Below are 19,644 nucleotides of genomic sequence, written 5' to 3'. Positions count from 1 at the left end.
CGGGTGGCGCTCGGCCGATGGCCGGGGCATGGCGTCGGGGGTGACAGGGGCGACCTTCGAGTTCACGTCGGGGGCGACGCCGACGGCCGGTCCGGGACGACCGCGCGTCGCGCTGGCGAACAGGGCGTTGCTGCGCGCCTGGGACAAGGGCTGGTCGCCCGTGCCAGTGCTGGAGCCGGACGCGCTGGTCGCGGCGGCCCGGGTGTCGACGGGGCTGCACGATCTGGGTGATGCGTCGGTCTGGCGGGAGCGGCTGGAGGTTCTCTGCCGTTCCTTGGCGGAAGAAGCCGAACTGTCGCCGCTCGGGCGGACGATGGCGTGGGGGCAGTTGACCGCCGCGCTGCGCGACCGGTTGCGCGTGCATGCGCTGTGGACTCGGCATCCCGAGATCGCGGACATGCCGTTCCACGCGCCGGTGCTGGTGCTTGGGCAGATGCGGTCGGGGACGACGCGGATGCAGCGATTGCTGGCGTGCGATCGGCGGCTGGGCTGGACGCGGTTTTATGAGAGCTGGTGCCCGGTACCCGCCACGCGCTGGCCGGTGGACGATCGGCGGGTGCGGGCGGGCGCGATGCTGGCGGCGATGCGCGCGCTCAATCCGGAGTTCACGGTCATCCATCCGGCGAGCGTCGCGGGGCCGGACGAGGAGATCGGGCTGCATGCCCTATCCGTTCACGGGTCGGTGTTCGAGGCGCAGTGGCGCGTGCCGAGCTTCGCGCGATATTGCGAAGGGGCGGACTCCTCGAGGGTTTACCGTGAGTTCCGACTGTTGCTTCAGACCGTGGCTTGGCAGCGACGGGACCGGACTGCGCGGCCCTGGGTACTGAAGGTGCCGCAGCTGACGCAGGACCTGGAGGCGGTGCTGGCGACGTTTCCCGATGCGCGCGTGGTGCGGGTCGAGCGCGAGCCGGTGGCGGTGGTCGCGTCGGCGGCGTCGCTGGTGCGTAATCAGATGCGGGTGCAGTCGGACGCGGTCGACGACCGGTGGATCGGGCGGGAATGGCTGCGCAAGGTCGTCCTGAGGCGCGCGCGGGTCGAGGCGGGGCTGGCGGCGCGGCCGGACGTCCCGCAGGTCACGGTCGCGTTCGATGCGATGAACCGCGACTGGCGAGGCGAAATGCGACGCGTTTACGGGGTGTTGGGGCTGGGACTCGACACCGGGTTGGAGGCGCGGATGGCGGCATATCTGGCGCGCGCGCGCAGGGGATTGGAGCGGCACCGCTACGGTGTCGAGGAGTTTGGCCTGACGCCTGCGGAGATACGGGCCGCGGCCTAGAAGACGGCGGCGACGAGCTGTTCAAAAGCCAGGGCGCGGTGGCTGACGCCATGCTTATGGTCGGGATCGATCTCGCCGAAGGTCTCCGTCATGCCGTTCAGGACGAACATGGGGTCGTAGCCGAAGCCCAGGTCGCCGCGGGGCGGGTGGACGAGCGTACCATCCACCCGCCCCTCGAACGATTCGGCGTGGCCGTCGGGCCAGGCGAGCGAAAGGACGCAAATGAAATGCGCGTCGCGGGAGGCGTCGGGGCCGGTCGCGGCGATCGCCGCCTCGACGCGGCGCATCGCCTCGCCGAAGTCCTTGTCCTCGCCGCCCCAGCGGGCGGAGAAGATGCCGGGGTCGCCGCCCAGCGCCTCGACGCACAGGCCGCTGTCGTCGGCGAGCGCGGGGAGCCCGGACAGGTCGGCGGCCGCCCGCGCCTTGAGCTCGGCGTTGGCCACGAAACTGGTGCCAGTCTCCTCGGGCTCGGGCAGGTCGAGCTCGGCGGCGGAGACGGGCTCGACGCCGTGAGGGCCGAGCAGCGCCCTGATCTCGCGCACCTTGCCGGGGTTGTGGCTGGCGATAACGAGCTTGCCGGGCTGGAGCTTGCGGACGGTCTGTGGGCCGGGGACGTCGCAGGTCATCCCAGCGCGCGTGCCTGGGCGGCGAAGATGTCGGTGCAGCCGATGCGGGCGAGGCGGAGCAGGCGGAGCAGCGCCTCCTCGTCGTAGGTCGCGCCCTCGGCGGTCGCCTGCGCCTCGGCGATGTGGCCGTTCTCGAGCAGGACGAAGTTGGCGTCGGCGTCGGCGGCGGAGTCCTCGGGATAGTCGAGGTCGAGGACCGGCGCGCCCTCGAAGATGCCGCAGGAGACGGCCGCGACCTTTTGGCGGATCGGGTCGGCGGTCAGCTTGCCGCTCTTGAGCAGGCCGTCGACCGCCAAGCGGAGCGCGACCCATGCGCCGGAGATGGAGGCGGTGCGGGTGCCGCCGTCGGCCTGGAGCACGTCGCAATCGAGCGTGATCTGGCGCTCGCCAAGCAGCTTCATATCGGTGACGGCGCGCAAGGATCGGCCGATAAGGCGTTGTATCTCCTGGGTGCGGCCCGACTGCTTGCCCTTGGCCGCCTCGCGGTTCGAGCGGGTATGGGTGGCGCGGGGAAGCATGCCGTATTCGGCGGTGACCCAGCCTTCGCCCTTGCCGCGCAGGAACGGGGGCACGCGCTCCTCCACCGACGCGGTGACGAGGACGCGGGTGTCGCCGAAGCCGATCAGGACGGATCCCTCGGCGTGGCGGGTATAGCCGGCCTCGATGGTGATCGGGCGCATCTGGTCGGGGGCGCGGCCACTGGGGCGCATGGGAAGGCTCCTGTTGTTCGGGGCGGCCCGTAGCTGGGTTGTCCGGCACGGGGAAGGCTTTCGCTCGCGCGCGCTACCTCATAGACATCTTCTGGTGACCGCTTCCGTCCCCGAACTGAGCGACCGCGCGCGGGAGATATTCCGGGCGGTGGTGGACGGGTATGTGGCGACGGGCGGCCCGGTCGGGTCGAAGACGATCGCGTCGGCGTCGGGAATGAACCTTTCGCCCGCGTCGATCCGGAACGTCATGCAGGAGCTGGAGGAGCGCGGGCTGCTCAGCTCCCCGCATGTCAGCGCCGGGCGGATGCCGACGGACCAGGGCCTGAGGCTGTTCGTCGACGGCATGATGCAGGCGCTGGAGCCGTCGGCGGAGGAGCGGGCGGCGCTGGAGGTCGGGATCGGGGCATCGACGGCGGGTGGGCGCGGTCCGGTCGAGCAGGCGTTGGCGGCGACCACGGCGGCGCTGTCGGGGCTGTCGGCGTGCGCGGGGCTGGTGATGGTCGCGAAACGCGAGGCGCGGTTGCGGTCGATCGGCTTCGTACCGCTTGGCGACGGGCAGGCGATGGCGGTGCTGGTGAGCGAGGACGGGGCGGTCGAGAACCGGGTCATCGCGCTGTCAGGCGGCATGACTTCATCCGCGCTGGTCGAGGCGGGAAACTACATGTCCGCGACGCTGTCCGGACTGACCCTGGCGGAGGCGCGCGCGCGGATCGAGCGCGAGTTGGCGGACGGACGCGCGGCTATCCAGGGCGCGGCGCGCGACCTGGTCGAGCGCGGCATCGCGGTCTGGAGCGAGGATGGCGACCGGCGGCCGGTGCTGATCGTGCGCGGTCAGTCGCGGCTGATCGACGAGGGCGCGACGGCGGACCTGGACAGGGTGCGCGAGCTGCTGGACGACCTGGAGGGCAAGCAGGAGGTGGCGGGACTGCTGGAGGCGGCGCGGGCGGGCGACGCGACGCGCATCTTTATTGGGGCGGAGAACAAGCTGTTCGCGCTCAGCGGCTCCTCGGTGATCGCCAGGCCCTTCCGCGGGCTGGACGGGCGCGTGGTTGGCGTAGTGGGGGTGATCGGGCCGACGCGGCTGAACTATGCGCGGGTGGTGCCGATGGTGGATTTCACCGCGGCGACGCTTGCGCGCTTGATGGGTCCTTGAAGCCGACCTAACTGTGGCCGCCATGGATGACATCAGCCCCACCGACGCCGAGGCCCTGCGCGAGGAAACCGCGCAGGCCTCCCCCGAACTCGCCGAGCACGACCGCGCGGCCCAGCTGGAGGGCGAGCTGGCGGAGGCGCGCCAGGCGACGCTGTACGCGCAGGCCGAGGTGCAAAACGTGCGCCGCCGCGCGGAAAAGGAGGCGGTGGACGCGCGCACCTATGCGGCGACGGCGTTCGCGCGCGACATCCTGTCGGTGGCGGACAACCTTGCGCGCGCGCTCCAGTCGATCCCGGAGGAGCTTCGCGGCGACGATAAATTTAAGGGGCTCGTCGTCGGTCTCGACGCGACCGGGCGCGAGATCGAAAGCGTGTTCCAGCGGCACGGCATCACCAAGATCGCGGCGATGGGCGAACCGCTCGACCCCAACCGCCACCAGGCGATGCTGGAAATGCCCAGCGACGCCGCGCCTGGGACGATCATCCAGGAGATGCAGACGGGTTACATGATCCGCGACCGGCTGCTGCGTCCGGCGATGGTCGGGGTGGCGCGCGGGCCGGAGTAGGCGTGATGAATCCGAACGCCACCGCCGATCGCCCGACCTTCGTGTCGCACCTGGAATGCTCGATGACGGGCGAGCGATACGAGGCCGACGCGCTTCACGGCCTGTCGCGCGTGGGGCGGCCGTTGCTGGTGCGGTACGACCTGGACGCGGTTGGGGCGGCCCTGTCGCGCGACGCGCTCGGAGCGCGGAAGACCGACCTGTGGCGGTGGCGCGAACTGCTGCCGGTGCGGCGGACGGAGTCGATCGTCTCGCTCGGCGAGATCGAGACGCCGCTGGTGCCGATCCCACGGTCGGGTGGACCGAACGTGCTCGTGAAGGACGAGGGACGGTTGCCGACGGGCTCGTTCAAGGCGCGCGGGCTGGTGATGGCGGTGGCGATGGCGCGCGAGTTGGGCGTGACGCGGATCGCGATGCCAACCAACGGCAACGCCGGCGCGGCGCTCGCGGCCTATGCGACGCGCTGCGGGATCGAGACGATCGTGTTCTGCCCGGAGGAGACGCCCGAGATTAACGTGCGCGAGATCGCGGCGCAGGGCGCGCGCGTGTGGCGCGTCAACGGGCAGATCGACGATTGCGGCGCGATCGTGGGCCGAGGGGCGGCCGAGGGGCGGTGGTTCGACTTCTCGACGCTGAAGGAACCGTACCGGATCGAGGGCAAGAAGACGATGGGGCTGGAGCTGGCGACCCAGTTTGGCTGGGAGCTGCCCGACGCGATCTTCTATCCGACGGGCGGCGGCACGGGCCTGATCGGGATGTGGAAGGCGTTCGACGAACTGGAGCGGCTTGGCTGGATAGGTCCGAAACGCCCGCGCATGTACGCGGTGCAGGCTTCCGGCTGCGCGCCGATCGTGCGCGCGTTCGAGGCGGGGCAGGAGCATGCCGAACGTTGGGAGGACGCGGCGACCGTCGCGGCGGGCATCCGGGTGCCGCGCGCGGTCGGCGACTTCCTGATCCTGCGCGCCGTTAGGGAATCCGGCGGTCGGGCGCTGGGCGTCGGCGACCCGGCGATCCTGCGCGCGGTGGACGAGTGCGCCGCCCAAGACGGGTTGTTGATGTGTCCGGAGGGCGGGGCGACGCTGGCCGCCTACGGGCAGGCGGTGCGCGACGGGCTGGTCGACGAGGAGGAGCGAGTGGTGCTCTTCAATTGTGCGACGGGATTGAAATATCCATTGCCGGAAGCGCCCCAATGGCTGGACCGGCACGGAACGATCGACTTCGACCTATTCAACTAACCCTCTCCCGCGAAGGCGGGAGAGGGTTGGGACCTCGGTCGTTGGGAAAGAAGCGGTCGACGACGCTCGTCGCCAGCCGTGCGGGACGGAGCGTTCGGGCGTCGAGGCAGCACCAGCTCGACTTGACCTCGGCCAGGACTTCCTCGCCGCGGCGGATGATCGTTTCGTAGAAGGCGCGTGCGCCCTGCACCTTTTCGAGCAGGACGGTGGCGATCACGTCGTCGCCCGGGAAGGTCGGCTTGCGGTAGATGATCTCGTGCTTGAGCGCGACCCAAAGGTGCGCGGCGACGGCGTCGGCGGGGGCGATCCGTTGCCAATGATTGATCACCGCCTCCTGCACCCACTTGAGATAGCTGGCGTTGTTCACATGGCCCATGAAGTCGATATCGGCGGGATCGATGCCGATCCGGTAGCTGTGCGGGGGGCTGGCGGTCACGCGGTCGCTCGTACCATTGGGCGCAACGACTGGAAACAACAGAATAACTTGCCGGGCCGGCCGATCCGGTTCACCGCATTTCCGTTGCGCAGCAGGAACAATCTAGCGGGGCCCATCGTTCGGGAGCGCAGATCAACAGGAGGATCGCGATGACGGACTATCGGGGTAACGGAACGGGTAACGACAACGGCGCGCGCCGCGTGGACGGCCGCACGGATCATGTGGTCGGTGAGCGCAAGCGCGGCGGGATCGGCCGGACGCTGCTGATCCTGCTGGCGATCGCCGCCATCATCGCGGCCATCCTGTTCGCGACGGGCTTCTTCCGCGCCGACATGAACGGCGGCGCGCTGCCGAACGTCGATGTCAGCGTCAAGGGCGGCGCGCTGCCTGATGTCGATGTCGATTCCAAGAGCGTCGACCTGACGACCGAGAAGGAGACCATCGAGGTTCCCAAGCTGAAGGTCACCGAGGGCGCGAGCGACAAGGACGGCGCCGACAAGAACTGATCGGCTCGCCTTTCGGCGCCGTGAGGAGAAGCCGTCGATCGGGCCCCGTGGCGCTCGATCGACGGCTTTTTTCGTTTCGACTGTGAACGGCACCGCGCCGCTCAGAGGGTGCGGAACGGAATCAACGTGTCATATTGCGCGAGCGCCGGAGCGGCCGCGACGGTCGCGCCTCGATGGAGCAGGAAGGCGTGGCGGACGATCTCCGCTTGCTGCTCGAGACCGTAGCGCGCGAAGGCTTGGCCAGGTTTCAGGCTGTATCGGTAGCGGCAGAAGGGGTGGCGGGCGAGGGGTAGACAGACGCCGCGCTGGTGCTGCCAGACGTGCGTCATCTCGTGGATGAACAGCCCCTGGTCTCCGAGCGAGGCGACCGCGAAATCATCGCGCCACAAATCCCCCTTCGGGTGGAAATGGATGCAGCCGAGCGGGGCCATGACGACGCGGCGTGGCTGGAAGAACGCCCATTTGGTGCGGGACAACGTCACGGCGGCGTAGTCGACCGCGTCACCGAAGACGGAGCGGGCGAGGTCGGTTTCGCCGGGGGTCAGCGGGCGACGGGCGGTCGCGTAAACGTTGCTCACCCCGGAGCCGGATCGCCCGGCCCGATGATATAGGCCTTGCGGTACAGGCGTTCACCGTTCTCGAAGGTCAGGGTCAGGAGCGTGCTGGTGCCGGGCTTGGCGCGTGGATCGAGGTCGTACAGCATGAGATGCCGGCCGCCGGGCGTGAAGGCGACCTCGTCGCCGGCGGGAACGGGAACGGAGGCTAGCGGGCGCATCGTCATGCGACCGCCCGTCGTCGACGTTTCGTGCATCTCCGATCGAAGCGCGTAGTCGGCGGTGACGCGGACGAGGGTACGGTCGGTGGCACCGCCCCGGACGGTCAGGTAGCCCGCGCCTGGACGGCCCGGCGCGGCGGGCAGGCGGACCCAGGCGTCATCGACCGTCACCTCGGCGGGTCCCGAACAGCCGAGCAGCAGCAGCGCCGCCGATCCCGAAACGATCCGTCCTCGCAACGCGCACGCACTCCTCGAGCGGGGCCGTCGCTCGGCGACCGCGCCTAGCCCCGCCCAAATCTTGTCGCAAGCCGAACCCAACCTATATCGCCGCCGTCATCATCGAAGGTTGCGCCTCCGTAACGGGGTGCGATCATGTATTTAATATCCAGGGGCATTCAGGAAACATGGCTAAAGTCATCGGCATCGATCTGGGCACCACCAACAGCTGCGTCTCCGTCATGGAGGGCGGCAAGCCCAAGGTGATCGAGAATGCGGAGGGCGCGCGCACGACGCCGTCGATCGTCGCCTTCGCCAAGGACGGCGAGCGGTTGGTCGGCCAGCCGGCGAAGCGCCAGGCGGTCACCAACGGCGACAACACCATCTTCGCGGTGAAGCGGCTGATCGGGCGGCGGTTCGACGATCCGATCACCAAGAAGGACACCGAATTGGTCCCGTACAAGATCACGCGCGGCGGCAACGGCGATGCGTGGGTGTCGGCGGGCGGCAAGGATTATTCACCGTCGCAGATTAGCGCCTTCACGCTCCAGAAGATGAAGGAGACCGCCGAGTCCTATCTGGGCGAGACGGTAACGCAGGCGGTGATCACCGTGCCGGCGTACTTCAACGACGCCCAGCGCCAGGCGACCAAGGACGCCGGCCAGATCGCGGGACTGGAGGTGCTGCGCATCATCAACGAGCCGACGGCGGCGGCGCTGGCTTATGGCCTGGAGAAGCAGGACGGCAAGACGATCGCGGTCTACGACCTGGGCGGCGGGACGTTCGACGTGTCGATCCTGGAGATTGGCGACGGCGTGTTCGAGGTGAAGGCGACCAACGGCGACACCTTCCTGGGCGGTGAGGATTTCGACAACAAGATCGTCGAGTTCCTGGCGGAAGGCTTCAAGAAGAACGAGGGCATCGACCTGTCCAAGGACAAGCTGGCGCTTCAGCGGCTGAAGGAGGCGGCCGAAAAGGCGAAGATAGAGCTGAGCTCGGCCGCGACGACCGAGGTCAACCTGCCCTTCATCACCGCCGACCAGAACGGGCCGAAACATCTGGTCAAGGCGATCAACCGCGCCGACCTGGAGCGGTTGGTCGACGATCTGATCAAGCGCACCATCGAGCCAATGAAGAAGGCCCTGGCCGACGCCGGGATCAAGAACGACGACATCAGCGAAGTGGTGATGGTGGGCGGCATGACGCGCATGCCCAAGGTCCGCGAGGCGGTGAAGGCCTTCTTCGGCAAGGAGCCGCATACGGGCGTCAACCCGGACGAGGTCGTCGCCATGGGCGCGGCGATCCAGGCGGGCGTGCTGCAGGGCGATGTCAAGGACGTGCTGCTGCTCGACGTCACGCCCCTATCGCTCGGCATCGAGACGCTGGGCGGCGTGTTCACGCGGATGATCGACCGCAACACGACCATCCCGACCAAGAAATCGCAGACCTATTCGACCGCCGAGGACAATCAGGGCGCGGTGACGATCCGCGTGTTTCAGGGTGAGCGCGAGATGGCGGCGGACAACAAGATGCTTGGCCAATTCGACCTGGTCGGCATCCCCCCCGCGCCGCGCGGCGTGCCGCAGGTCGAGGTCACGTTCGACATCGACGCGAACGGCATCGTCAACGTGTCCGCCAAGGACAAGGGCACGGGCAAGGAGCAGCAGATCCGCATCCAGGCCTCGGGCGGCTTGTCGGACGCGGACATCGACCAGATGGTCCGCGACGCCGAGCGCTTCGCCGAAGAGGACAAGAAGCGCCGCGCGGGCGCGGAGGCGAAGAACAACGCCGAGTCGTTGATCCACACGACCGAGCGCCAACTGGCCGATAACGGCGACAAGATCGACGCGTCGCTGAAGGGCGAGATCGAGGCGGCGATCGCCGAGGCCAAGACGGCCGTAGAGAGCGGCGACGCGGACCGCATGTCCGAAAAGTCGCAGGCGCTGGCAACGGCGGCGATGAAGATGGGGCAGGCGATCTACGAGAAGCAGGCCCAGGATGACGCGTCTCCCAAGGCCGACGGCGAAGCGCCCAAGGACGACGTGGTCGACGCCGAGTTCTCGGAAGTCGACGACAACCAGAAGGCGTAACCTCCTCCCCCTCTCTCCTCGGGGAGAGGGTCGGGGAGAGGGACCGGGCAGAGGACGGCGATTCATGCAGCCCCTCCCCCGACCCTGTCCCGCAAGCGGGGAGAGGGAGTAGAAGCAAGTGACGGCCGATATCGATTTCTACGAGTTGCTCGAATGCGAACGGACCGCCGATGCGGGGACGGTCAAGGCGTCCTATCGCCGGCTCGCGATGAAGTTCCACCCGGACAAGAATGCCGGGTGCAAGGACAGCGAAGCCAAGTTCAAGGCGGTCAGCGAGGCGTACGACATCCTCAAGGACCCGCAGAAGCGCGCGGCCTATGACCGGTTCGGGCACGCCGCCTTCCGCCAAGGCGGCGGTGGCGGCAACGGGCAGGACTTCTCGGGCTTCTCCGACATCTTCGAATCAGTGTTCGGGGAGTTCATGGGCGGCCAGCGCGGCGGCGGTGGGCGTGCGTCGCAGCGTCGTGGCGCCGACCTACGTTACGACATGGAGATCGGGCTGGAGGAGGCCTATCACGGTAAGGCGACCGAGATCACGGTCGATGTGTCGGCGCAGTGCGATACCTGCCGCGGATCGGGTGCGAAGCCGGGCACCAACGCCAAGGCGTGCGGGACGTGCGCGGGCCACGGCAAGGTGCGCGCGCAGCAGGGCTTCTTCGTGGTCGAGCGCGCCTGCCCGACCTGCCAGGGGGCGGGGCGGGTGATCGCCGATCCGTGCGCCGAGTGCCGCGGCGACGGCCGTGTCGAGCGGACCAAGACGCTGGAGGTCAACGTGCCACCCGGTGTCGACGAAGGTACGCGCATCCGCCTGTCGGGCGAGGGTGAGGCGGGCGCGCGAGGTTCACCGGCGGGCGACCTCTACATCTTCCTCCACATCAAGCGGCATGCGATCTTCGAGCGCGAGGGCACCACCCTGTTCGCGCGCGCGCCAATAAGCTTCACGACGGCGGCGCTGGGCGGGACGCTCCAGATTCCCGGGCTCGACGGCGAGCATCACGAGATCCGCATCCCGGTCGGCATCCAGTCGGGCAAGCAGTTGCGCCAACGCGGGGCGGGCATGCCCGTCCTCCAGGGCCGGGGCGCGGGCGACCTGGTCGTCCAGATCGAGGTGGAGACGCCGACCAAGCTGTCCGTCCGCCAGCGCGAGCTGCTGGAGATGTTCCGCGAAACGGAGACGGGCGACGAGTGCCCGGCCAGCCAAGGCTTCTTCGCGAAGCTGAAGGCGGCGATCGCGGGATGATCGGCCGTACTGGATACTGGTGATCGGCGACATGGCGGGCTAGCAAGGTCGCGATGCGATTGGCGACCAAGCTCGACGAATGGCAGGCCGCCGGTCTGATCGATGGCGCGGCCGCCTCGGCGATCCGCTCGCATGAGGACGGTGCGCATCGACCGATAGCGTTGTTCGCCGTCGCGGGTCTTGGGCTGTTGGCACTGGCGCTCGGCATCCTGTCGCTGGTCGCGGCGAACTGGGACGAGCTACCCGCGGGGCTCAAACTCTCGGTGCATATCGCGCTGACGGCGATCGCGGCCGTCACCGCGGTCCTGTGCGCCCGCCGCGACTGGGTGTGGGCGGGCGAGGGCGCTCTGTTCCTGCTCGCCGCGCTCACGCTGGCGGGCATCGCGCTGCAATCGCAAGTCTATCAGCTGACCGGGGCGTTGTGGCAGGCGCTGGCCTGGTGGGCGATCCTCGTCTCCCCGGTGATCCTACTGCTCGGGCGTACCCGGCTGGTCGCCTATGGCTACGGCGCGATGCTGGCCGCGCTCGCCGTCGCTTACGGGACCGCGGAGTTCGAGAGGCTCGGGGAAGCTCTCGCCATGGCGCTTCCTACCGCGCTCGTGCTGGCGGCGCTCGCTCTACCGGACGAGGAGCGCAACGCCGCTTTCCGGGCCGGGCTGTTCGAGTTCGGCTTTGCGGCGACACTCTTCGCCGGTACTCTGGCGCATATCGGCTGGTCGTCCAAGGTCTCCGGCGCGGAGGCCTGGCGCATGCTGACGCAGCTTCCGATCGCGGCGGCGGTCGTCGCAGGTGTCTGCCTGCTCGCGTTTCGGAGCCGTCCTCACGCGGATGCGTCGGTGATCGCGGCGGCGCTGATCGGCTCGCTGCTCGCGGGCCTGTTTGCGCTCGGAATCCCGCATGGCGGCGGACCCACGCCGCGCTTCGTCGGCGTGCTGTCCTATCTGGTGTTCTGGGGCGTGCTCGCCATGCTGGCGACGCGCGCGGGATGGCATCGGTTGTTCCGCGTCGCGATCGCCGCACTCGCAGTGCGGTTGTTCGCAGTCTATTTCGAGCTGTTCTATAGCCTCGCCTTCACGGGCGTCGGTCTGATCATCGGCGGGGCGTTGCTGATCGCATTGGCCTGGGTCTGGACGCGCATCGTGCGCCGGGAAGCACGGTGAACCGCCTCCTGATCATCATGGCCGCCGCCGCGTTGCCGGTTGCGGGATCGCTGGGGAGCATCGCCCTTCGCGAGGCGGATCTGCGCGACGCCATCGAATGGCGCATCCCCATCGCGGGCTATAACCCGCGCGATCCGCTGCGTGGTCGCTACATCACCTTCCAATATATCTGGTCGGTCGAGGGCGACCGAAGAGCATGCGGCGGCGGCGACGACTGCCGTCCATGCCTGGAAGGTCGCGGCGAACGCCTGCGGATAGCGCCGGAGGGAGCAAGCTGCGCCGCGCCCGTCGATCTGAAGGCGAGCGGATTGCGTGTCGCGAACCTCTCCGGTGTGCGAACGGACCCGCTCACGTCGACCACGCGCCTGTGGGTTTCTGAGTCGCGAGCGCCGATGCTCGAGCTTCAGCTTCGTATGCGACCGATGGTCGCGGTCGCGCGCCTGTCGAAGACCGGCCGCCTCACCCCGATCAGATTGGAGCCGGCCAAATAGTGGCAAGGTGAAAAGCCCGATCCCGCCCCCTCGCGAGAAGGGGCGGACGGGCGGGTGGATTAGAAGGTGGTGACGACCACCCCGACCACCAGCGCCTGCGCCGCGAGCGCCAGCAGGCTGCTGGCCACGGTTTCCAGGGTACGCATGGTTGGCTCTCCATGCCGGAAAGGTCCGGCACGGAGCCATGTGGTTTTTATTTCGGTTCGGCGCAATTTTATTACGGGCCATCGCGAGTGCAACGGATGCACTCATAAATAGCCCGCCTTAGTTTTCCGGCCCGAATACGCGCGCGAAGATCGTGTCCACGTGCTTGAGGTGATACTCGAGATCGAACTTGTCCCCAATCTCGACGGCCGAGAGCAGGGCGGTGACGTCCGGATCGGCCAGCAGCAGGTCGCGCAGCGAGAGCGCGCCGTCGGACTCCCATACCCTCATCGCGTTGCGTTGAACCAAGCGATAGGCGTCCTCGCGCGGCGCGCCCGCCTGGGTCAGCGCCAGGAGCACGCGCTGCGAGTGGATCAAGCCGCCCATGCTGTCCATGTTGCGTCGCATCCGGTCGGGATAGATGAGGAGTTTGTCGACCACGCCCGTTAGCCGGGTGAGCGCGAAGTCGAGGGTAATCGTCGCGTCGGGGGCGATGTAGCGTTCGACCGACGAATGGCTGATGTCGCGCTCGTGCCAGAGCGCGACGTTCTCCAAGGCGGGGGTGACGTAGCCACGGACCATGCGGGCGAGGCCGGTCAGGTTCTCGGTCAGCACCGGGTTGCGCTTGTGCGGCATCGCCGAGCTGCCCTTCTGGCCGGGGGCGAAATACTCCTCGGCCTCCAGCACCTCGGTGCGCTGGAGGTGGCGGATCTCGGTGGCGAGGCGCTCAACCGACCCGGCGATGACGCCGAGCGTGGCGAAGAACATCGCGTGGCGGTCGCGCGGGATCACTTGGGTCGAGACGGGCTCGGAGGTGAGGCCAAGCTTGCCGGCGACATATTCTTCCACGAACGGGTCGATATTGGCGAAGGTGCCAACCGCCCCGGAAATGGCGCAGGTGGCGATGTCGGCGCGGGCGTGGACCAGTCGGGCACGGTGGCGGGCGAACTCGGCGTGCGCCTGGGCGAGTTTCAGGCCGAAGGTGACCGGTTCGGCGTGGATGCCGTGGCTGCGGCCGATGGTGGGGGTCAGTTTATGCTCGCGCGCGCGGCGTTCGAGGACGGCGAGGAGCTGGTCGATATCGGCGAGGAGGATGTCGGACGCGCGGGCGAGTTGGACCGCGAGGCAGGTGTCGAGCACGTCGGACGAGGTCATGCCCTGATGCAGGAAGCGCGCGGGCTCGCCTGTCCGCTCGGCGACATGCGTCAGGAACGCGATCACGTCGTGCTTGGTCTCCGCCTCGATCGCGTCGATGCGGGCGATGTCGAACGGCCCGGCCTGCGCATCGGCGTCCCAGATCGCCCGGGCGGCCTCGCGCGGGACTACGCCCAACTCGGCGAGCGCGTCGGTGGCGTGGGCCTCGATCTCGAACCAGATGCGCAGGCGTGTTTCGGGTGTCCAGATCGCGGCCATGTCGGGGCGGGAGTAGCGGGGGATCATGAAAGGCTTTCGAGGTGAGGATGCGCGATCGGGACGGAGCGGGCGTTAGCAGGGACGGGCGGCCGGCTGCAAACGGCGCGCGCACGCGACGATGTGTTAGGCTTGCGCGTAGCTGTCGGGGTTATGCGGCCTGATGCCGTGGTTGTCGAAAGAGCGTTCGGGGCTGACCCGGACGGAAAGGTTTGAATATGAGAAAGCTTTTGCTTGCGGCCGCGACCCTGTTCGTCGCGCCCGCTTCGGCGCAGACCGCCGCGTCCGTCGCCCCGCCGGTGCCTACGCCTTCGCCGGTCGCGCCCATGACTTCCGCGCCCGTTCCGACGACTAACGGGCCGCGACCCGCGACGAGTGCGGGTGAGGTGGCGTCGATCGTCGCGCGCGAGTTCCCGGCCTATGACAAGGACGCGAATGGCGGGCTGAGCGCGAAGGAGTTCGACGACTGGATGGTCAGGCTGAGGGCGATCGCCGATCCGACGGTGACGGCGGACGCGCCCTCGACCAGGACCTGGCTGGGCGCGGCGTTCGCGCAGGCGGACATCGATCGGTCGCGTCTGGTGACGCTACAGGAGCTGACCGGCTTCCTGTCGCCCGCGCGCTCCTAGAGCAGGCCTTGCGCGCGCAGGCTGACATGCCCGTTCGCGCCGATGATCAGGTGATCATGGACCGCGATGTTCAGCGGTTTGCCCGCGCTCGCGATGGCGCGGGTCAGGTCGATGTCGGCACGGCTGGGCGACGGGTCGCCGCTCGGGTGGTTGTGGACCAGGATGATCGCCGCCGAGCCGAGGTCGATCGCGCGGCGGATCACCTCGCGGACATGCACCGCCGCCTGGTCCACCGTGCCGCGGCTCATCAGCTCGTCGCGGATCAGCATGTTCCTGGTGTTCAGGTGCAGCACGCGGACATGCTCCACCGCCTCGTGCGCCATGCGGCCGCGTAGATAATCGAGCAGCGACTGCCAGTTGGCGAGCACCGGGCGGTCCGCGACGGGCGCGGCGAGCAGGCGGATCGCGGCGGCCTGGGCGATCTTGATCGCCGCCACCGAGGTCTCGCCCATTCCCGGCACGCGCGCGAGCTGATCGCCCTCGGCGGTCAGGACGCCGCCGATCCCGCCAAACTCGCGCAGCAGCGCCTTGGCGAGCGGCTTGGTGTCGCGGCGCGGAATGGCGAGCGCGAGAAGATATTCGATCAGCTCGTGATCGAGGAGCGCGTCGCCGCCGCCGGTCGCGAGGCGATGGCGGAGGCGGGCGCGGTGGCCCGCGCCGTCATTGTCGCTGGGGTCGCTGTCGGCCATCGCCGGCGAGGGTAGGGCGGCGGTTCACGCATTTGCAAGCCGAGAAGCGGCATGCCTATGAACACGGATAGCGAGCAGGGTGGAGCAGGGCGGTGACGGAGGAGAGCGACGGGCCGTCCGGCCGCCCAGCCCGTCGCGCCCGGCGCGTGGGCGTGGTGATGCTCGGCCTCCTCGCGCTCCTGCTGCTCGGGACTTGGATCGCCAGGCGGCCGATCGCGAGCGAGGTGATCGACCGGGAGCTCGCGGCGGCCGGCGTCCCGGCGCGGTACGAGGTCGCCGATCTCGGCTTTGGGCGGCAACGGCTGATCGACGTCTCGATCGGCGATCCGGAGCGGCCCGACCTGGTCGCCGACTGGATCGAGACGGGGACGCGGCTGACCTGGAGCGGGGCGAGCGTCACCGCGATCCGGGCGGGACGGGTGCGGATGCGCGGGCGGCTGGTGGACGGGCGCTTGTCGCTGGGCGCGATCGACCGGCTGCTTCCCGCGCCCTCGGGCAAACCCTTCGCCCTTCCACGCCTGTTCGTGGACGTGGCGGACGCGCGGATGCGGCTGGAGATGCCCGCGGGATCGGTCGGGCTAAGACTGGCGGGGCGCGGGCGGCTCGATGACGGGTTCGACGGGCGGTTGGCGGCGGTGAGCCGACGGATCACGGCGGGCGGCTGTGTGGCCGAGGGGATGACGGCGATGGTGCGCGTGCGGATCACGGATGCCGCGCCCGCGATCACCGGTCCGGTCAGGGCGGCCCGGATCGTGTGTGCGAACGGCGGCGCGCGGCGGGTCCGGACGGAGTTGAAGGCGGCGTTCACCCCGGCGCTCGATCGCTGGCGCGGCATGGCTCGGCTGGCGACCGGCGCGGCGGAAGGCTCGGGCGCGGGAGCGGCGGCGCTGGCGGGAACGGTGACTTTCGCAGGCGGGGCGCGCGCCACGGCCGGGTGGGCGGAGCTTCGGTCGACCGAGGCGCGGCTCGTCGGTGCGAGCGCTCGTCGGCTGGACCTGGTGGGCGAGTACCGGGTCGATGACGGCCTGCGTTTTGCTGGACGCGCGCGAGCGGAGGGTGCGGCGATGGCGCGTATCAGCCTGGATGCGGCGGCGCTGGCGGGAACGCCGCTCGCTCCAATCGCCGAGCGCGTCGCGGGGGCGGTCGGGCAGGCGGCGCGCGGGTTCGCGTTCGACGCGGCGCTCGCGGTCGACACGCGTCGGGGTGGGGCGATTCGCGTCACCGAGCTGAACGGCCGGTCGCAAAGCGGCGCTCGCTTGACGCTCGGCGGAGGCGACGGCGTCGCGTGGTCACGGGCGGGCCTCACGATCGACACCGACGCCGCGGTGAGCGGGGGCGGGTTGCCCACGATGCGCGTCATGCTTGATCAGGCCGCGGCGCGCGCGCCCATTCGTGGGCTCGCGCATGTCGAGCGATACTCGGCCGGAGGCGCGGGCCTCGCCCTGACGCCGGTCGCGTTCACCGCGACGCCGGGCGACGCGACGCGCATCTCGACGGTGGCGACCGTGTCGGGCCCGCTCGGCGACGGGCGGATCGACGGGTTGCGGGTACCGATCATGCTCGATTGGGACGGCCGTACACGCCTGGCGCTCGATCCGGGATGCGCGCCCGTCGCATTCGAGCGGTTGGCGCTGGCGGGGCTGGTGCTCTCGTCGACGCGGCTCAGGCTTTGCCCGACCGGCGGCGCGCTGATCCGGATCGCGGACGGGCGGGTTAGCGGGGGCGCTCGGATCGACGCGCCGCGCGTAACGGGATTTCTTGGGGGCACGCCCGTGACGCTCGCGGCCAGGGGAGCGGAGGTGGCGCTCGGCGCGCGCGGCTTCACGTTGCGCGACGTCGCGGCGCGACTGGGCCGGACAGGGCGGGAGACATCGATTGGGGTTGAGCGGCTTGACGGCCGGATCGACGGGAATGCGGTCGTGGGTCGTTTCGCGGGAACGAGCGGACGGACCGCGAACGTGCCGCTGCTGCTGTCCGATGCCGCAGGTGCGTGGCGGCTGGCGGGCGGCGCGCTGACGCTGGGCGGCGCGACGACGGTGAGCGACGCGACGGCACGCCGGTTCGAGCCGCTGCGGAGCGACGACATGGCGTTCCGTCTCGAAGGCGGGCGCATCGCGGTAACGGGATCGCTGGTCGAGCCCGCGACGCGAACGCTCGTTACACGCGCGCGGATCGGGCACGAGCTGGCGCGCGGCGCGGGCGAGGCGTCGTTGAGCGTGCCGGGGATCGTGTTCGATGAACGGCTGCAGCCCGACGCGCTAACGCGGACCACGTTCGGCGTGATCGCCGACGTGCGCGGCCGGGTGGCGGGCGAGGGTAGGATTGTATGGAGCCCCGACGGCGTGACGAGCACCGGCGCGTTCGCGACCGAGGGCATCGACCTGGCGGCGGCATTCGGGCCGGTGACGGGGCTGAAGGGGCGGATCGTGTTCGACGACCTGCTCGCACTCCGCAGCGCGCCGGGGCAGGTGGCGACGATTGCGACAATCAACTCCGGCATCCCGGTGAACGACGGGGTGTTGCGATACCAAACCTTGCCCGGATCGCGCGTGTCCGTGGAGGGTGGGCGTTGGCCCTTCGCGGGCGGGACTTTGCTGCTCGCGTCGACCACGCTCGACTTCTCGCGGCCGGTCGACCGGCGACTGACCTTCCGCATTGACGGCATGCAGGCGGACCGATTCCTCCAGCAGTTCGATTTCGACAATCTGAGCGCGACGGGCGTGTTCGACGGCGAGCTGCCGATGATCTTCGACGAGCGCGGCGGGCGGATCGAGAACGGGCGGTTGCGGGTGCGCGCGGGCGGCGGCACGCTCGCCTATGTCGGCGCGATCAGCCAGGAGAAGCTCGGCACCTGGGGCGATTTCGCATTTCAGTCGCTCAAGTCGCTGCGCTACCGACAGTTCGGCATCGTGATGAACGGACCGCTCGCGGGCGAGATGGTCACCGACGTCCGGTTCGAGGGAGTGAGCCAGGGGGCGGGCACGAGATCGAACTTCATCATCCGCCGGCTCCAACGACTGCCGTTGGTGTTCAACATCCGCATCAAGGCGCCGTTTCGCGGGCTGATCGACTCGGCGCGCAGCTTCTACGACCCCGCGCGGCTGATCGAGCGCAACCTGCCCGCCTTGCTCGACGAGCAGGAGCGGCGGGCCGCTCCGCCCGCCATCCCGCCGCCCGTTATTCAGCCACCCGTAAGCAGGAACACGCCATGAGATCGATAATGCCAGTCGCGCCGATGTTGGCGGTCGGCCTGCTCGGGGGATGCGTCAGCGTGTCCGCCCCGGATAAGCCGATCGTGGTCAACCTGAACATCAACGTGACGCAGGAAGTGGTGTACAGGCTGGATAACGACGCCAAGTCGGTGATCAAGCGGAATCCGGGGATATTCTGATGCGCAAGATATGGATGGCGGCGGCGATGTTGATGCTGATCGGCGGCGCGGCGGGCGCGGCGTGGGCTCAGCGCGATCCGGCCTATGCGGCGGCACGGTCGGCGGGGCAGGTCGGCGAACAGCCCGACGGCTATCTGGGCGCGGTCGGCGGCGGCGGCGAGTTGCGGGCGCTGGTCAGCAACATCAACATCCAGCGCAAGTCCGCCTACACGCGGCAGGCCGCCGAGAGCGGCGCGACGGTGGAGCAGTTCGCCTTCACCAGCGGCTGCAACCTCGTCGCGGCGACCGCGCCCGGCGAGAAGTACCGGACGCCCGGCGGTGCCTGGCGGACACGCGATGCGGGCCAGCCTGAGCGCGATCCGCGCTGCGTCTGAGGTGACGCGCGCCAGGCGGGAATCATCCTGCCGGTCGGGACGGTTCCGGCGCCGACGCCCGCGATGAGCGCGTATGCGTGTCGGTTGACACAAGGTCGACCCCTGCTAAACGGACCGCGCCTTGGCGGGGTCTGTCGCCGCTCGCGCGTTCCCTTGTTCGAAGTTGTCCATAGGAGCGCGGCGTGGCGGAGTTCGATCCCGACCGGGACAATCACGGCGTGGACGATCCACGGCTGACCGCGCTCGACGCCAAGCTGCGCGATGCCAAGGCTCGCGAAGCGACGCGCACGGGATCGGTGCCGGCGGGTGGTGGCGATGGCGGCTATTCGCTCGGCAACCGCGTGTTGTCGGCGATGATCGGCAGCCTGGTCGGCGGTGCGTTGATCGGCTGGGTCATCGATCGTCTGGCCGGGACCGCGCCGTGGGGGTTGATCGTGATGCTGTTTCTTGGGATCGGCGTCGCGTTCAGGCAGATCATCAAGATGTCAGGCGAACGCCCGGAATAATCGGGTTTTCGCGCATCGTAAGAAC

Annotated in this window: 21 protein-coding genes; 14 read left to right on the top strand and 7 right to left on the bottom strand. The window is 69.2% G+C overall.

Annotated elements, in window-relative coordinates:
* Nucleotides 1-28 precede the first annotated feature (28 nt).
* Nucleotides 29-1,276, top strand: a complete 1,248-nt coding sequence (locus tag ACFE71_RS01395; protein ID WP_375427030.1) for a sulfotransferase — start codon at nucleotides 29-31, stop codon at nucleotides 1,274-1,276.
* On the opposite strand, the gene rdgB is transcribed toward ACFE71_RS01395, so the two are convergent.
* Together rdgB and rph are read right to left on the bottom strand one after the other, a co-directional pair.
* The gene (gene rdgB, locus ACFE71_RS01390; RefSeq protein WP_375427029.1) at nucleotides 1,273-1,902 is read right to left on the bottom strand and encodes an RdgB/HAM1 family non-canonical purine NTP pyrophosphatase; all 630 of its coding nucleotides are present in this window, start codon (nucleotides 1,900-1,902) and stop codon (nucleotides 1,273-1,275) included. The two genes, ACFE71_RS01395 and rdgB, sit on opposite strands and share 4 nt — an antisense overlap.
* On the bottom strand, nucleotides 1,899-2,612 hold the full coding sequence (gene rph / locus ACFE71_RS01385; protein ID WP_375427028.1) for a ribonuclease PH: 714 nt from the start codon (nucleotides 2,610-2,612) through the stop codon (nucleotides 1,899-1,901). The genes rdgB and rph overlap by 4 nt, the downstream gene beginning before the upstream one ends.
* Before the next feature lie 91 nt (nucleotides 2,613-2,703).
* Here rph and hrcA point away from each other — a divergent pair, with 91 nt between their 5' ends.
* Genes hrcA through ACFE71_RS01370 form a run of 3 tightly spaced genes read left to right on the top strand, consistent with a single transcriptional unit; the run spans nucleotide 2,704 to nucleotide 5,562 of the window.
* On the top strand, nucleotides 2,704-3,765 hold the full coding sequence (hrcA, locus tag ACFE71_RS01380; RefSeq protein ID WP_375427093.1) for a heat-inducible transcriptional repressor HrcA: 1,062 nt from the start codon (nucleotides 2,704-2,706) through the stop codon (nucleotides 3,763-3,765).
* 22 nt (nucleotides 3,766-3,787) lie between these two features.
* Complete coding sequence (gene grpE, locus ACFE71_RS01375) at nucleotides 3,788-4,330, top strand: nucleotide exchange factor GrpE (RefSeq protein WP_375427027.1); 543 nt, start codon at nucleotides 3,788-3,790, stop codon at nucleotides 4,328-4,330.
* Between the two features lie 5 nt (nucleotides 4,331-4,335).
* Nucleotides 4,336-5,562, top strand: coding sequence for a threonine synthase (locus ACFE71_RS01370; RefSeq protein ID WP_375427026.1), 1,227 nt, complete (start codon nucleotides 4,336-4,338; stop codon nucleotides 5,560-5,562).
* On the opposite strand, the gene ACFE71_RS01365 is transcribed toward ACFE71_RS01370, so the two are convergent.
* Complete coding sequence (locus ACFE71_RS01365) at nucleotides 5,555-5,998, bottom strand: acyl-CoA thioesterase (RefSeq protein WP_375427025.1); 444 nt, start codon at nucleotides 5,996-5,998, stop codon at nucleotides 5,555-5,557. The two genes, ACFE71_RS01370 and ACFE71_RS01365, sit on opposite strands and share 8 nt — an antisense overlap.
* 149 nt (nucleotides 5,999-6,147) lie before the next feature.
* On the opposite strand from ACFE71_RS01365, the gene ACFE71_RS01360 reads away from it, so the two are divergent.
* Nucleotides 6,148-6,504 (top strand): hypothetical protein, encoded by a 357-nt coding sequence (locus tag ACFE71_RS01360; RefSeq protein WP_375427024.1) that lies wholly within the window; start codon nucleotides 6,148-6,150, stop codon nucleotides 6,502-6,504.
* Between the two features lie 101 nt (nucleotides 6,505-6,605).
* Here the strand turns inward: ACFE71_RS01360 and ACFE71_RS01355 are convergent, their stop codons facing one another.
* Together ACFE71_RS01355 and ACFE71_RS01350 are read right to left on the bottom strand one after the other, a co-directional pair.
* Nucleotides 6,606-7,082, bottom strand: coding sequence for a vgr related protein (locus ACFE71_RS01355; protein ID WP_375427023.1), 477 nt, complete (start codon nucleotides 7,080-7,082; stop codon nucleotides 6,606-6,608).
* Nucleotides 7,079-7,516: a copper chaperone PCu(A)C gene (locus ACFE71_RS01350; RefSeq protein WP_375427022.1), complete on the bottom strand. Its 438-nt coding sequence runs from the start codon at nucleotides 7,514-7,516 to the stop codon at nucleotides 7,079-7,081. Before ACFE71_RS01350 ends, ACFE71_RS01355 begins: the two co-directional genes overlap by 4 nt.
* A gap of 167 nt (nucleotides 7,517-7,683) precedes the next feature.
* Here ACFE71_RS01350 and dnaK point away from each other — a divergent pair, with 167 nt between their 5' ends.
* The 4 genes from dnaK (at nucleotide 7,684) to ACFE71_RS01330 (ending at nucleotide 12,476) form a co-directional block, all read left to right on the top strand.
* Complete coding sequence (dnaK, locus tag ACFE71_RS01345; protein WP_375427021.1) at nucleotides 7,684-9,585, top strand: molecular chaperone DnaK; 1,902 nt, start codon at nucleotides 7,684-7,686, stop codon at nucleotides 9,583-9,585.
* Between the two features lie 118 nt (nucleotides 9,586-9,703).
* On the top strand, nucleotides 9,704-10,825 hold the full coding sequence (dnaJ, locus tag ACFE71_RS01340; protein WP_375427020.1) for a molecular chaperone DnaJ: 1,122 nt from the start codon (nucleotides 9,704-9,706) through the stop codon (nucleotides 10,823-10,825).
* A gap of 59 nt (nucleotides 10,826-10,884) precedes the next feature.
* Entirely contained in the window at nucleotides 10,885-11,985 is a 1,101-nt protein-coding gene (locus ACFE71_RS01335; RefSeq protein WP_375427019.1) for a DUF2157 domain-containing protein, read from the top strand.
* Entirely contained in the window at nucleotides 11,982-12,476 is a 495-nt protein-coding gene (locus ACFE71_RS01330; RefSeq protein WP_375427018.1) for a GDYXXLXY domain-containing protein, read from the top strand. The genes ACFE71_RS01335 and ACFE71_RS01330 overlap by 4 nt, the downstream gene beginning before the upstream one ends.
* A gap of 264 nt (nucleotides 12,477-12,740) precedes the next feature.
* Here the strand turns inward: ACFE71_RS01330 and purB are convergent, their stop codons facing one another.
* Nucleotides 12,741-14,060 carry an adenylosuccinate lyase gene (gene purB / locus ACFE71_RS01325; protein ID WP_375427017.1) on the bottom strand — a complete coding sequence of 440 codons (1,320 nt, stop codon included), beginning with the start codon at nucleotides 14,058-14,060 and terminating at the stop codon, nucleotides 12,741-12,743.
* 188 nt (nucleotides 14,061-14,248) lie between these two features.
* Here purB and ACFE71_RS01320 point away from each other — a divergent pair, with 188 nt between their 5' ends.
* The gene (locus ACFE71_RS01320) at nucleotides 14,249-14,659 is read left to right on the top strand and encodes an EF-hand domain-containing protein (RefSeq protein ID WP_375427016.1); all 411 of its coding nucleotides are present in this window, start codon (nucleotides 14,249-14,251) and stop codon (nucleotides 14,657-14,659) included.
* On the opposite strand, the gene radC is transcribed toward ACFE71_RS01320, so the two are convergent.
* Nucleotides 14,656-15,348 carry a DNA repair protein RadC gene (gene radC, locus ACFE71_RS01315; RefSeq protein WP_375427015.1) on the bottom strand — a complete coding sequence of 231 codons (693 nt, stop codon included), beginning with the start codon at nucleotides 15,346-15,348 and terminating at the stop codon, nucleotides 14,656-14,658. The genes ACFE71_RS01320 and radC overlap by 4 nt on opposite strands.
* A 92-nt stretch (nucleotides 15,349-15,440) precedes the next feature.
* Between radC and ACFE71_RS01310 the strand changes: the two genes are divergently transcribed.
* The 4 genes from ACFE71_RS01310 (at nucleotide 15,441) to ACFE71_RS01295 (ending at nucleotide 19,619) form a co-directional block, all read left to right on the top strand.
* On the top strand, nucleotides 15,441-18,560 hold the full coding sequence (locus ACFE71_RS01310) for a YdbH domain-containing protein (RefSeq protein ID WP_375427014.1): 3,120 nt from the start codon (nucleotides 15,441-15,443) through the stop codon (nucleotides 18,558-18,560).
* Between the two features lie 8 nt (nucleotides 18,561-18,568).
* On the top strand, nucleotides 18,569-18,739 hold the full coding sequence (locus ACFE71_RS01305) for a YnbE family lipoprotein (protein WP_375427013.1): 171 nt from the start codon (nucleotides 18,569-18,571) through the stop codon (nucleotides 18,737-18,739).
* Complete coding sequence (locus ACFE71_RS01300) at nucleotides 18,739-19,113, top strand: YdbL family protein (protein WP_375427012.1); 375 nt, start codon at nucleotides 18,739-18,741, stop codon at nucleotides 19,111-19,113. The genes ACFE71_RS01305 and ACFE71_RS01300 overlap by 1 nt, the downstream gene beginning before the upstream one ends.
* 182 nt (nucleotides 19,114-19,295) lie before the next feature.
* Entirely contained in the window at nucleotides 19,296-19,619 is a 324-nt protein-coding gene (locus ACFE71_RS01295) for an AtpZ/AtpI family protein (RefSeq protein ID WP_375427011.1), read from the top strand.
* Nucleotides 19,620-19,644 lie beyond the last annotated feature (25 nt).

This window comes from uncultured Sphingomonas sp. (assembly GCF_964237155.1).
In the GTDB taxonomy this organism is placed as follows: domain Bacteria; phylum Pseudomonadota; class Alphaproteobacteria; order Sphingomonadales; family Sphingomonadaceae; genus Sphingomonas.
This window is presented reverse-complemented; position numbering and strand designations above follow the sequence as displayed.

What these genes read in the sequence shown, in the direction of transcription:
- ACFE71_RS01395 (WP_375427030.1), top strand. Translation starts at nt 29, where the DNA reads ATGGCGTCGGGGGTGACAGGGGCGACCTTCGAGTTCACGTCGGGGGCG.
- rdgB (WP_375427029.1), bottom strand. Translation starts at nt 1,902, where the DNA reads ATGACCTGCGACGTCCCCGGCCCACAGACCGTCCGCAAGCTCCAGCCC.
- rph (WP_375427028.1), bottom strand. Translation starts at nt 2,612, where the DNA reads ATGCGCCCCAGTGGCCGCGCCCCCGACCAGATGCGCCCGATCACCATC.
- grpE (WP_375427027.1), top strand. Translation starts at nt 3,788, where the DNA reads ATGGATGACATCAGCCCCACCGACGCCGAGGCCCTGCGCGAGGAAACC.
- ACFE71_RS01370 (WP_375427026.1), top strand. Translation starts at nt 4,336, where the DNA reads ATGAATCCGAACGCCACCGCCGATCGCCCGACCTTCGTGTCGCACCTG.
- ACFE71_RS01360 (WP_375427024.1), top strand. Translation starts at nt 6,148, where the DNA reads ATGACGGACTATCGGGGTAACGGAACGGGTAACGACAACGGCGCGCGC.
- dnaK (WP_375427021.1), top strand. Translation starts at nt 7,684, where the DNA reads ATGGCTAAAGTCATCGGCATCGATCTGGGCACCACCAACAGCTGCGTC.
- purB (WP_375427017.1), bottom strand. Translation starts at nt 14,060, where the DNA reads ATGATCCCCCGCTACTCCCGCCCCGACATGGCCGCGATCTGGACACCC.
- ACFE71_RS01320 (WP_375427016.1), top strand. Translation starts at nt 14,249, where the DNA reads ATGAGAAAGCTTTTGCTTGCGGCCGCGACCCTGTTCGTCGCGCCCGCT.
- radC (WP_375427015.1), bottom strand. Translation starts at nt 15,348, where the DNA reads ATGGCCGACAGCGACCCCAGCGACAATGACGGCGCGGGCCACCGCGCC.
- ACFE71_RS01305 (WP_375427013.1), top strand. Translation starts at nt 18,569, where the DNA reads ATGCCAGTCGCGCCGATGTTGGCGGTCGGCCTGCTCGGGGGATGCGTC.
- ACFE71_RS01300 (WP_375427012.1), top strand. Translation starts at nt 18,739, where the DNA reads ATGCGCAAGATATGGATGGCGGCGGCGATGTTGATGCTGATCGGCGGC.